10 protein-coding genes are annotated in these 13,379 nt (G+C 40.6%); 3 read left to right on the top strand and 7 right to left on the bottom strand.

Going from position 1 to position 13,379, the window contains the following annotated elements:
- Positions 1-30 precede the first annotated feature (30 nt).
- From BROSI_RS15500 to ligA, 7 genes are all read right to left on the bottom strand, one after another.
- On the bottom strand, positions 31-909 hold the full coding sequence (locus tag BROSI_RS15500; RefSeq protein ID WP_157842563.1) for a decaprenyl-phosphate phosphoribosyltransferase: 879 nt from the start codon (positions 907-909) through the stop codon (positions 31-33).
- Positions 910-986: 77 nt separating this feature from the next.
- Entirely contained in the window at positions 987-2,822 is a 1,836-nt protein-coding gene (locus BROSI_RS15495) for a hypothetical protein (protein WP_052564677.1), read from the bottom strand.
- A gap of 72 nt (positions 2,823-2,894) precedes the next feature.
- A complete protein-coding gene (locus BROSI_RS15490) occupies positions 2,895-4,208 on the bottom strand; it encodes a TldD/PmbA family protein (RefSeq protein WP_052564676.1) in 1,314 nt (437 codons plus the stop codon).
- A gap of 140 nt (positions 4,209-4,348) precedes the next feature.
- A complete protein-coding gene (locus tag BROSI_RS15485) occupies positions 4,349-5,449 on the bottom strand; it encodes a PilT/PilU family type 4a pilus ATPase (protein WP_230400700.1) in 1,101 nt (366 codons plus the stop codon).
- Positions 5,450-5,640: 191 nt separating this feature from the next.
- Positions 5,641-6,690: a type IV pilus twitching motility protein PilT gene (locus tag BROSI_RS15480; protein WP_052564674.1), complete on the bottom strand. Its 1,050-nt coding sequence runs from the start codon at positions 6,688-6,690 to the stop codon at positions 5,641-5,643.
- Between the two features lie 775 nt (positions 6,691-7,465).
- Entirely contained in the window at positions 7,466-8,827 is a 1,362-nt protein-coding gene (locus BROSI_RS15470; RefSeq protein ID WP_052564672.1) for a TldD/PmbA family protein, read from the bottom strand.
- A 59-nt stretch (positions 8,828-8,886) separates the two neighbouring features.
- Positions 8,887-10,905: an NAD-dependent DNA ligase LigA gene (ligA, locus tag BROSI_RS15465; RefSeq protein WP_052564671.1), complete on the bottom strand. Its 2,019-nt coding sequence runs from the start codon at positions 10,903-10,905 to the stop codon at positions 8,887-8,889.
- Positions 10,906-11,155: 250 nt separating this feature from the next.
- On the opposite strand from ligA, the gene BROSI_RS15460 reads away from it, so the two are divergent.
- From BROSI_RS15460 to BROSI_RS15450, 3 genes are read left to right on the top strand one after another with little or no spacing between them, the layout of a single operon-like run.
- Positions 11,156-11,980 (top strand): hypothetical protein, encoded by an 825-nt coding sequence (locus tag BROSI_RS15460; protein ID WP_052564670.1) that lies wholly within the window; start codon positions 11,156-11,158, stop codon positions 11,978-11,980.
- Positions 11,981-11,996: 16 nt separating this feature from the next.
- On the top strand, positions 11,997-12,275 hold the full coding sequence (locus BROSI_RS15455) for a small basic protein (RefSeq protein WP_052564669.1): 279 nt from the start codon (positions 11,997-11,999) through the stop codon (positions 12,273-12,275).
- Positions 12,275-13,372, top strand: a complete 1,098-nt coding sequence (locus tag BROSI_RS15450) for a pyridoxal phosphate-dependent aminotransferase (RefSeq protein WP_052564668.1) — start codon at positions 12,275-12,277, stop codon at positions 13,370-13,372. Before BROSI_RS15455 ends, BROSI_RS15450 begins: the two co-directional genes overlap by 1 nt.
- The last annotated feature ends 7 nt before the right edge of the window (positions 13,373-13,379 follow it).

The following is a 13,379-nucleotide window of genomic DNA, read 5'->3' as shown; positions in this document are numbered from 1 at the left end:
TGCGCAATCTACGTAATTTGTGTCCTCATTTTAGTGTATGATGTAAATAAATACAACAGAAGAAACAACCCATAGGCATATATTGATAATCATGGGTTTATCGGTAAACATAATCTCCGTTGGACTGCCGCCTTTTTCTTTTTGATGCACTAAATAAAGATATCGGAAAATGCCATACAAGACAAATGGAATCGTATAGATGAGTTTTGACGTTCCCAGTTTTTCAATAGTATCTTTTGACATGGCGTATAATGCATAGCAAATTACGGTGGATGCAGTAACAACGGCTATCATCTGATCCAGAAAATAGGGACTGTAATGTTCAAGTACCTTCCTATGATTTGTAGCGCTATCCTCCAAGAGGACAAGTTCATGTCTCCTCTTACTAAAACCAAGAAATAGGGCCAAAAGGATCGTACAGAGGATCAGCCACTGCGATGCGGCCACCGAGATAATGACTGCGCCGCCCAAAACCCTTAGCACAAATCCTGCCGCAATAGTAACAACGTCAATAATCACGATACTTTTCAAATAGAGACTGTATCCTATATTGAGTAAAAAATAGGCAAGAACAATAATCCCAAAAAAAAGGCCCATGGAAAATGCAAGAAAGAGTCCGGCACAACAAATAAAGAAAATTATTACAATCGCGGTATTCGTTTTTAGCTTTCCGGATGCAAGGGGCCTTTGAGATTTGACAGGGTGTAGTTTATCTTTTTCCAGATCGATAAGGTCGTTTACGATATAGGCACAACCCGTGATTCCGCAAAAGATCAGAAACCCGGCAAAGGACTTGAAATCCTTTGATAGATCGAACATGTTTTTTGAAAATAATAGAGCAGTGAACACAAAAAAGTTTTTTATCCATTGCTCAGGTCTCATTGATAAAAGGATGTATTTAAATAGCACTATATTTCCTTATGAAATGTCTCCTACTGGGGTAATAATTTTTTCTCATGCAAATCAACTCCTTTTATAGCGAATCCTCAAGGTAAATTTAAAATTGTCGCTGGATTAAGGCCTTTAACTTCATTCTTATACTTAATTAAAGCAAAATAATTGTTATCTTTCTTTTTAATTCCAAGGGTATAGTCCAGTAATAGAAATTCTATGCTTACAAGATTTCCCTCTATCGGTTCCAATTTCGAATAAAGCATGATTCTTTCCTTTATTTCTTCTTGCGTTTTTTTTGGTTGTCTGATTAGGAAATAACCCAAACTAATTGAAAAAAGCAGGAATATGATTACATTAGTTAAAATCAATATTTTATTTTTAACAATGCCAGAAAGCACATTTTTCCATATTAACACTATTGAAACTGAAATGAATATCGCCAAAAGGAGCGGGATAAAAATTAAAAAGTAACTATCTGCCATGGTGTCGATATAAAAATGACCGTGAGATAGTAAAGCAAAGATATTTGAAGATCTCAAAAGAAGATTTATATTGCTCTTCATGATAAGAAAAATTGTTGAAAGCGCTTTTGCAACAGAAAACTCATTATAATCAAAGATAATTTTGTATTGTATTAGTTGAATATATTGCCAGATAACCAGAAAAATTGCCACGAAACTAAAAGCTATAACAACCCTTTTTCCCCAGAAGTAGTCCAAAAATACAGCAATTCCAGGCATTATTAAAACAATTGAAGAAGATAAAAATTTAATCCCATATTCGCTTCCAAAACCAGATAGTCTTGCAGTTAACATTATTTGAGAAAAAAACGCTAAAAAAATCGAAATACAAAAAAGCTTTAACTTTTCATTTTTTTGGCTACGTCGTAAGAATGATATTATTACAAAACCTGCAAAACCTATAATATAGATAGGGCACTGATAAAGTATTCCGGTTTTACCTATTAAAATATTGACAACCCTATCAATGAATATATCCACTTTGAATGTGGAAACATTCATACCAAAGGCTGGGCCTGTATTCAACAAAGAACCATTTAAGATGAAATTAACAATTAACTGTGGCGCTATTGTGATAAAAAATCCAACTAAAACAAAAAATAAATTCCTAAACTCTGACCACCATTCTATTTTTTCTCTTCTTTTTACCTTTAAAAGAAACGTACAAAATAAATAAAAAAAGAAACTAATTGTATAAATTACTCCATTAAACCTTGTTATGGATAACATACCGCATACGATGCCGAAAAACAGATAAAACATTTTACTAAAAGGTTTATTTACAATGAATATTGTGAATAGATAAATAAATAGTGACAAGTTAAAGAAATCTAAACTCATATCCATATAAGGTCTTATATAGACGTAATATGTTAAAATCGAAGAAAAAAATGCTGAAATTACTGTAATTAAAGCAATTTCTGATTTAAAAAAATGACATAGGGATTTATAGATGAATACTATGCCCAAAAATCCATAAAAAATCGATCCTATAGCGATCATTGATATGTACGGGAAAGAATAACCATCTGCACTAAGATTACAACCAAAAATATTCAGAATAATTGTTATTAAATGACCAAGCAGAAAGAAAGGTAACCACAAAATAGATGCACCAATTGGCCATGGATTGTTGATGTATCCGGTTGTTTTATTAAGTCGCATTAATAAAGAAAATGGTTCGTTAAAAAAATCAATATCATGATCAAAGAAGAGCGACCTCAAATAGGCATAATGTCCTCCATCATCGGCAGCAATATCAAATCTGATAATTGAAAAAAAACCTTTATGGAAATTTGCAGGAATTTTTTCATTAAACCGATCAAGCGGCGTTAAAAGGAGGAAAAAAATATAAAACAAAAGCGCAATTGTGAGTAAATTCCACTTTTTAGAAAGTGCTTGCTTCATAACTTTTTCTCATTTGAGCCAATCACATAACATCTCTATTTTTATCTATTACACCGTATTCAACACACAAAATTAGTCAGCATTACCGGCAATATTCATTGCCCTAAAATAAAAGGGCGGTACTTTTGTCGAACCGTGCCATTCAGCCCTATCACCGATCGCTACAATATTATTAAACACCCCAAAGGCATTTCCCGCTATCATACAGTCTTTTACCCTGCCTGCAACTTCCCCATTCTCAATCAAATATCCCAGATCGATGTTTACGGAGAATTCTCCAGCAAGGATATTGCTCTGACCACCACCGAGCACTTGATCAACCAGCACACCATATTTGACGTCCTTTATCATGGCCTCGAAGGACATATTACCAGGTTCAACGGTAACATTTGAATTACCTGGAGAAGGCTGAGAAGAAAAACCTCTGCTGCCGTTCCCGGTGGACTTTGTTTTCATTATTCCAGCCGTTTGCAAGTCAAAGAGGTAATTTTTTAAGACACCCCTTTCAAACAATGGGGTGCGCTGCGATGGTGTACCCTCCCCATCCCACGGATAGCTGGAATCGGCCATATCGATTGTAGCATCATCATAAATACTGACCCGTTCATCGATAATCTTTTCACCCAATCTATTGGTAAGAGGTGAGGCGCCTTTTTGCACCAGCTTCCCGTTGCAACCGGTTTCGAAGGTTGCAAGCAAGTTTCCCATAGCCTTTGCCGTAACCACCACAGGATAAGCACCTGTTTTTAATTTCAGTTCCTTTTGTGTAAGCTTTAAGCCTTTCAACGCCTTATCAACGTGTTTATTGAGGTCAGTAACAAGACCTTTTGAGCTTTCCCCTTCCCCAACCCAGAGTAAACTTTGTCCTTTCACCTCCAATATCTCTATACCTATGCCAAACGATGAGGAGGCAATGGAAATATCCAGCCCCTTTGAATTGATAAGCCTTCGCATCCCGTGCCCTTTCCCCATACTTACGCTACATTCATAGCTGGAATTTACCGATAATGCCCTCTCAATGGCCTCTTTCCCAATCTCCACACATTTGTGGATAGGATAGTCTACTACCTGCTGATCAAACATGGCAATCTTTGGAAAGTTATTCCCGGAAGGGAATTCGAAGGCGGCAGTCTGGCCAAATTTTGCACTTTCTATAGCATTGGCAACCAGTTTCTCAGGTTTCCTGAGATCGGTGGTACTGGAGAATCCAATCCTCCCATCTTTAATTACACGAAGTCCAATTCCACGGATAGATTTTGTATTTACGTATTTTAACTTATTATTTTCAAAACTCACCGACCGTGACTCACCTTCGTCGTAAAGAACCTCTGCAGAAGGGGTCTGTTTTAAAGCCAATTCCAGGACTTTTTCTTCAATTTTATTCATGTTTTTGACCTCTGTTTGTCTAAAATGCATCATCAAAACTTAATAGCTATTAGCGATCAGCAGTCGGCTGAAGGCAAACTGCCAATACCTCTCCTGAGAAGTTTTTACAAGGCAATACTGTAATGACTGCGGTTTCATATTCACTGCATTAATTTAAAACTTGCGGGTTTGTCTTCTTTCACTTCGCCTATTCCTTCCGCCTTTATACGCAAACGCAGATCATTGGCGCTATCAGCATATGCAATAGCATTTTCGTAGTTAATCTTGCCTTCTTTATAAAGGTTGAATAATGATTGATCAAAGGTTAACATACCTTCCTGTATCCCTCTTGACATCGTTTCTTTTAATAATTCAACCTGTTTCTTGAGTATAAGATCTTTGACCCTGGGTGTATCCAGCAATATTTCGAAGGATGCGGCTCGTTTTCCGTCCTTCGCCGGCACTAACCTTTGGGAAATAATAGAACGCAGATTCAGCGAAAGCAGCAAATAGATCTGTTCGTGGCGTTCCGGGGGAAAGAAATTTATAACCCGCTCTATTGCCTGATTAGCATTGTTGGCATGAAGCGTTCCCAGGCAGAGATGTCCTGTCTCGGCAAATGTAATGGCCGATTCCATAGTTTCCGTATCGCGGATCTCACCAACGAGGATGACATCTGGGGCCTGACGCAGGGTATTTTTCAGTGCGTCACCAAAAGACAGGGTATCTATACCAATCTCCCTCTGTGTAATAACGGATTTCTTGTGCTGGTGCACAAACTCGATGGGATCTTCAACTGTAATGATATGCCCCGAGTTATTGGCATTTCTGTAATCAATCATTGCCGCCAGGGTAGTTGATTTCCCGGAGCCTGTTGCACCTACGACAAGCACCAACCCTCTTTTCGTCATTGCTATATCTTTAAAAATATGAGGTAGGACTAAATCATCAATAGTTTGGATATTAATTTTTATCCGGCGCATAACAATGCCAATATTCCTTTGCTGGAAGAAGATATTTACACGAAAACGGCCCAGTTCAGGATAATACAAGGCAAGGTTCATTTCCATCTTTTCATAAAAATCTTTTCTCTGTTTCTCATTCATGCACTTTTCCGCCAGCAAACGGGTATCTTCTGCAGTAAGTTTTTTTACTCCAAAAGGGAAGTTGACACCCTCCCGGCGAAACATGGGAGGAAGATCAACAGTAATATAGATGTCCGAAGCATCAAGACGAACCATTTCTTGTAGGAGTTCTTTCATTTCCATAAAATCTCCCTAGAACTGCATAGCTGCAATCAAAACTACCGTTCCTGGATCAACACGACTTGATTCTGAGTGGAGTCGAGACATCAGTGAAACGAGAAAGAAAAGATAAGAAACTTTTAAAAATAAAATTCAATCTGTCAACCCTTCTTCTACTGGCATTTTAGCGTCTCCTGCCAGCTTACGCTTTATTTAAGACCGCTCAAAACACTATGACTGCTCACCAAACCTTCGATTACCTCTCTGGTAACCAAATCCTTCTGGCAGAGTTCTATCAAGGCCTGATCCATGGTCTGCATACCGTATTGACGCCCCGTCTGCAAAGACGATGGTATCTGAGCAATCTTATTTTCTCTGATGAGATTTCTTACTGCCGATGTTCCAATCATAATTTCCAGCGCCGCAACACGTCCTTTCCCGTCTTTTCGCTTTACAAGTTGCTGGGTAAGAACGGCCTGAATAGACTCAGAAAACATCGTGCGCACCTGCGCCTGTTGTTCTGGTAGAAACACGTCAATTATCCTGTCAACCGTCTTGGGTGCGCTGGATGTATGTAAAGTACCGAAAACCAGGTGACCCGTCTCGGCTGCTGTGAGCGCCAGAGAAATGGTTTCCAAATCTCTCATTTCACCCACAAGGATAACATCTGGATCCTCACGCAAGGCCGACCTCAAGGCGTTAGCGAAACTGTGGGTATGCGGTCCCAACTCCCGTTGATTAATAAGGCTATTTTTAGACTGATGTACAAACTCAATGGGATCCTCAATCGTAAGGATATGACATTTTTCTTCACGGTTGATAAGGTCAACCATCGCCGCCAGTGTAGTTGATTTGCCACATCCCGTAGGCCCTGTCACAAGCACAAGTCCCTTATTTTTTTTCGTTAGCTCGCCTACGATTTTTGGCATATCAAGCTGTTCCAGGGTCGGAATGGCCGCTGGTATCGTCCTGAATACGACAGATTCTCCCCTGCTTTGCAGGAATGCATTTACCCTGAACCGCCCGGTATCACCCAATGCAATGGCAAAATCAAGCTCATGATGTTCCTCGTACGTTTTCCGTTGCTGATCATTGAGAATATCATAGAGTATCTTATGCACGGCTTCCTTATTCAGCGGTGGAACGTCGATCTTCCTGATATCACCATGAATACGGATCATGGGAGGTTCCCCGGAACTTATATGAATATCTGAGGCGTTCTCTTTTTTAGCGAATGTGAGTAATTCTAAAATTTCCATGGATGTATGGTTGTCAGATAAAAAATCCTCGTTGAGCACGAACAAATAATATGGTTCATTGTTTTCTTAATAAGTATGTTTTTCTTTGTGTCCTGCCCATGTGCGACAAAGGATACTACCAAAGCTAGTACGATGCATTCTGCAAGCATGATAGAGAGGTTGGTCTGGTTTATTCCTCCTCCGAGACTACCAAACTAAGATTTCGGGGACGAATCTGAACCCGCCAAAGTTTTCCCTCCGATAAAAGAAAACAAAGACTTAAAATCAGATATTCTTTAAAAATTCGCAATATTTTGGTTTTTTGAAAATTCTCAGCAAAATGAAACTTAGCCTGGCTTCGAGTTTAGGCCTGAAAAGGCCGTTAGGATATATCAGGGGGGTGAAGCCCCCTGATCTTGAATACAAAACAACAAGCCCCAAAGGGGAGAAAGGACATCTCCTTATTTCCAAATATAATTTTCATCATATATGAGAAAAGCCTTTCATGGATGGTATTATCTAACAATGGAACTCTATTTTTTGTGCTAAACACAAAATGAATCCCCAAAAATGTAAATGTGCCACCCACGCGAATTCCTTTCGCCCTTTCGGGGCTAACCAATTTATTATTCATTTTCAGGGGGGCTTCACCCCCTGCTATACACTGTCTGCCCTTCGGGCATAAAAGTTAACATCCCGGTATTTCGTAGGGCAAAATACTTACCATTTTCAAAAAATTGCCGTAATGTTACCCTTTTTAAACAATCCCATGAACTGCTCCATCATTTTTAACATATCATCGGCCTCCGATAACGACATTTCGTATACGGACATGCGGACCACCATCACTGACACGCAGCGGTGATTGCCCGCCCTTGCCGCATCCTCCCAGACCTCCATGTATTTGAAGATCATTTCCGATGGCATCGATATTCATAAGCGTCTCAAACACATTCCCTGTAAGAACAACATCCCGTATCTTTTCCTGTATTTTCCCGTGTCGTATCATGTAAGCCTCTTCGGCGCTGAAGGTAAACATTTCCATGTTGGTCTGTCCTCCCAGGGAGCCAATGGCATAAATGCCGTTATCGACTTCGGAGAGCATTTTCTGAAAGGTGTAATCACGGGATTCCATATAGGTACTGGTCATCCGTACGATAGGAGCATGTGCATAACCGATAGCCCGTGCGTTACCCGTTGGTTTTTCGCGCATCTTGGCAGCCGTTTCCCTCGAATGGAGCCTGCTTGTTAAAATACCATTTTTAATGAGATAGGTTTTTTGTGTCGGAACACCCTCACTATCGTATTTATTATATCCTGCCTCTCCAATCAAAGAGCCATCGTCTACAATGGAAAGGGCATCGATCCCAAAGCGTTTCCCAAGAACCATGATTTCCCGAAGTTTTTTGTTTTCATAAATAAAATCGGCCTCGCTGAGATGTCCGAATGCCTCATGGACAAAGACACCGCAAAGTTTTGGATCAACAATAACGGTATATTTACCCCCCGTTACCGGCTGTGCCGAGAGCAGGTCTACCGCACGTTTCGTAACTTCTTCGCATTTGTGCTCCATATTCTGAACATTGCTGAAACCCCGTAAATCACCCACAGAATGATAGGCCTGTTGTACATTCATCCCGTCCCTTGCCATGGCAAGGAGTGAAATTCCACAAAAAATGGTCTCCTGCACAATAAAACTACCCTCTGTGCTGGCAAAATATACTGTCCCATGGGAATCTACATAACGCACATTGGAGGTCTGTATCTGAGGAGAAGAAAGGATCATGTTGTTGTATTTATTGCAAAGAGCCTGTTTGTCGGTTAAAGAGATATCAGCCGGGTCTATTTCTACCTTTGTTTTTACCTGGTCATTTATTACAGGTACTGGGGCAAGCTGACTTTCCGCAGCGCCAACAAACCGCGCCTGTTCACAGGCCATTTCCACATATCTTGGCAGATTCGCAATGTCATTAAAGGCAACAAATCCCCAGCCGCCTTTAATCAATGCCCTGACACATCCGCCGAAGGCATTATTTTCACCAATACTTTCAAGTTCCTTCCCTACATAGGTAATACCGGTACTGACCCCCTCCTGTATTCTTATTTCCGCATAATCAGCTTTTGCTGATTTCAAGGCATTTTTTATCAATTTTTCCATTTGGATTATTCCTTTGAATTCTAAATCAAATTCTAAAAACAACCATTTGTTTTACATGTTCATTGTATCATTTTCTCAAAGGCATCTTCATCAAGAACATGGACGTTTAATTCTCTTGCCTTATCGAGTTTGCTTCCGGGGTCTTCGCCCGCAACAAGATATTCTGTCTTTTTGCTCACACTGGCTAGTACCCTCCCGCCCAGATTTTTAATAAGCGTTTCTGCTTCTTTACGAGAGTATTTTTGTAACGTACCCGTAATGACAAAGGATTTACCGAAAACTTTAGGGTTTCTTACGAGTTTTGGAGTCATTATTTTTTTTGTATTAACCCCGGCAGCCCTGAGTTTTTTGATGATTTCTTGTGTGTATTCGTTTTGAAAAAACCCAACGATGCTCCGCGCAACAACCGGCCCAATTTCGTAAATCTCTTCCAGTTCTTCCTGCGTCGCATTTGCCAATTTATCTAATGTATCAAAGTGATTTGCCAGAACTTCTGCCGTATGAGAACCTACATTTCCTATTCCCATGGCACAGATCAGTCGATCTAAATCCCGATGCTTACTCTCTTCTATGGCGCGAACCAGGTTTGAAGAAGATTTTTCACCCATACGATCCAAATTTGTCAGATCATCATGTTTGAGACAATATATGTCAGCATAATCTTTTACCAAACACCTGTCAACTAATTGTTCAATGAGCGCTGGACCTAATCCTTCTATATCCATGGCATCACGGCTGGCAAAATACTGGATACGTCTTTTCGCCTGTGACATGCAAAGCGGATTATGGCATCGCAAGTATACACCGTCTCTTTCTAAGGTACTTTTGCATTCCGGACAAGACGTGGGTTCTTTAAAGGTTCTTTCTGTCCCGTCCCGTTTTTCTTTTAAGACCGATACGACTTGTGGAATGATCTCCCCTGCCTTTTGAACTATAACATGGTCACCCACCCGTATGTCCTTCCTCTGTATTTCATCGAAATTATGAAGCGTGGCACGGCTAACGGTAGTGCCAGAGAGTAATACCGGAGTGAGATTGGCAACAGGTGTTATGGTGCCAGTCTTTCCAACCTGCATAACAATCTCTTCAATTTTTGTAACGGCCTGTTCAGGTTGGTATTTATACGAAATCACCCAGCGAGGCGCCTTGCTCGTTGACCCCAGTTGACCATGAAGGGCAAGAGAATTAATCTTTATTACCATCCCGTCAACCATGTAATCCAATTCCCTGCGGCGTTTGTCCCATTCGTTACAATAGTGAATTACCGCCTCAATGTTTTTGCATAACCGGACATGAGGATTTACCGGTAAACCCAAAACCCGAAGAAATTCAAGGCATTGGATGTGAGTTTTGAGTTCTATTTCCTCATAATAGCCAATAGCATAGGTAAAAATGCGCAAATTCCTTCTTGCGGTAATACGTGGGTCAAGCAGTTTAAGCGAACCTGCTGCGGCATTCCTGGGATTGGCAAACTGAGGTTCACCCTCATCTTCCCTTTCTTCATTAAGTCTCTGAAATTCTTTGTTCGGCAGGTAGATTTCCCCCCTAATCTCCAGGACAGATGGAATTTTCAGTTTTTTATCCTCTAGTTCTAATTTCAAAGGAATTTGGCGGATCGTCCGAAGATTAACCGTCACGTCATCTCCCTTAAAACCGTCTCCCCTGGTAGCGCCTCGCACGAACAAACCTTTTTCGTACCAAAGGGTAATAGCGACCCCATCAATTTTTAATTCGACAACATATTCAATATCCTTATGAGTATCGACTCCCGTCATACGTTTTATGCGATGATCAAACTCTTTCAACTCTTCATCTGAATATGTATTATCGATACTCAGCATGGGAATCTTATGCCCTACGGTGGGAAATTGGGTAAGAGGCTCTCCCCCAACTCGCTGGGTAGGTGAATCTGGCGTAATAAACTCTGGATGTGCCTTTTCAAGCTGTTGCAATTCTTTTACGAGCCGGTCGTATTCGTAGTCTGTAATCTCGGGATTATTCTCTACGTAATACTTCCGGTCGTGGTATCGTATTATTTCACGAAGCTGTTCAATCTTTTCTTTAATGGTTAACGTCATAGGGAGAGCAGCGTAGCCGTAACCAAAGTATCCATCATACTGCCTTTGATGAGGATTTTAAGAATTAAATGGATGCAGTATATCACAATTTAAACTGCTGTCAACGTATTGTGTTTTAAAGATATAAATCGCTTGACTTTATCATATATCTGTTATAAAATTCAACAAACATTGGATGCTTGGTGTAACTCCCATTATATGAAATTCTTATGAATTCAATAAATTATCCTCAGTATGGAGTGAAAAATTTATGACTAAAGGAACTGACTCAAGGGAGTTTTTTGAGATATTTAAACCACCGCAGAAGGTACAGGATACGCAAAAGGATGAAGTTAAATCTCAAACAGAAGCGCCGGAGACAAGTCCCCAATACAAACCTATCATTCCTGAGGATAAAGCGGTTGGCAAACCAATCCCAGCAGCAGACCCCCTGGGATGGATCAAGAAAACAAGCTCAGAAAACGCTCTTGTAAAAGAAAAACCAAGAGAATCCCTGCCCATCCCCCCTCTTTCAAAAAATGAACGAAGTTTAAGAAAGGACGAGGTGATACTAAGGCAAGAGACCCTTATTATTGGCGCGATAGCGGCGACTTTTTTATCCATTGCATGTTTTTTTATTGGACATAAAGTTGGATACAATAAGGGCATATCGAGTCAGGCGGAAGAATGGTTGGAAACGATAGAACCTCAAGACGCTAAAAAGGCTACCTTTGGACAGGCAGAGCCAGCGGAGGTTCCCCCACAAAAGGCTGCAAACAAACCTGCATCGGTAAAATCGGAGAAACAAAGTGAACAACAAAAGCCAATTATTAAAGATAAATGGACATTGCGCGTAATATCATATAAAAATACCAAAGAAAATGTTGAAAAGGCAAAAGAAATAGCCAAAGAAATTCAGAATACCTTAGGTTACGACACATTCATTGTAAATACTGGTAAAGAAATTTTTATTTGTGTGGGTGAATTTGAAACGAGCGACAATGCCAATTTGATCCATGCACAAAAGACACTTGCTGAATTTAAGTACGAAAATAAAAAACAATTTGAAGGATGCTATCCCATACGTATGAGATAAAATTTAGGAGGAAAATATGAGTATCGATAAAAGTTTGAAGACAAAGGGTAAGTTAGTGAGGCCAAGGAATGTATTTACAAGGGTAGAACGCATCAAAATACTTAAGGGAGAGGGAAAATGGGAGCCAACGATGTCAGTCTTCGGCATTCCCAAGGTAAAAACCGTTAAGTTGAAACGAAAGACGAAGTCAGAGAAAAAGGCAGCTAAAGCAGAGACAGCAGAAGCCGCCCCAACAGCAACATCAAAAGAAGCAAGTGCTGCAGCGCCTGCCGCTAAAGAAAAGGCCAAAAAATAATGATCGCCCACAGGATGTCGAAGATCGACTCCTCGGGGATCCGAAAGGTCTTTGATCTGGCACAAAAAATGCAAAATCCGGTGAACCTCAGTATTGGCCAGCCGGATTTTGACGTTCCTGAGGAGATTAAAAATGAGGCCATTAAAGCCATTCAGGATGGCACCAATAAGTATACCGTCACACAAGGCATACCCGAACTTCGGAATGGTTTGCTCAAACGGCTTCAGAAAGAACGGGAAGTTAATGCCGAAAGCATTATGATCACGTCAGGCGTCTCAGGGGCATTGACACTCGCATTTATGGTTTTGATCAATCCCGAAGATGAAGTGCTCATACCCGACCCCTCCTTTGTGAGTTATAAACATTTGGCCAATTTCTGCGGAGGCAAACCGGTATATATTGATACTTATCCAGACTTTAAACTGACGGCTGCGCGCATCCAATCCCGTATTACAAAAAAGACAACAATACTGGTTATCAATAGCCCTGCAAATCCTACCGGAGCTATGTGCACCAGCCAGGAACTAAAAGAGATTGCAGGGCTGGCAAGAAAACACAACCTTCTTGTGATTTCAGATGAAATATATCATGACTATGATTACAATCACGAGTTTGATAGTATTGGAAGGTACTATGAAAAAACGTTGATTCTGGACGGATTTTCCAAATCCTTCGCCATGACAGGCTGGCGAATGGGTTATGCGGCAGGGCCTGCCAATATAATCAGCGAGATGATCAAACTGCAACAGTACACGTTTGTGTGCGCGCCTTCTCCAGCCCAGCATGCCGTGGCAAAATCATTAGATACAAACCTGAGCAACTATATTGCAAACTACAGCAAGAAAAGGGACTTGATGTATGATGGGCTAAAGGACAATTATCAAATGGTAAAACCCGGCGGCGCCTTTTACCTTTTCCCACAGGTTCCATGGGGTACCGATGAAGAATTCGTTACAGCCGCTATCCAAAAGAACCTTCTCATTATCCCCGGCAGTGTCTTTTCCGAACGCCATACCCACTTTCGTATCTCTTACGCAGCCTCAGAAGAGACCCTCAAACGCGGTATAGACATACTCAATAATCTCACCAAACAATAACGTCAAA

Origin of the sequence: Candidatus Brocadia sinica JPN1, from assembly GCF_000949635.1 — a bacterium.
GTDB classification, from domain to species: domain Bacteria; phylum Planctomycetota; class Brocadiia; order Brocadiales; family Brocadiaceae; genus Brocadia; species Brocadia sinica.
The sequence above is the reverse complement of the archived record's forward strand: the minus strand, read 5'-3'. Positions and strand labels throughout refer to the sequence as shown.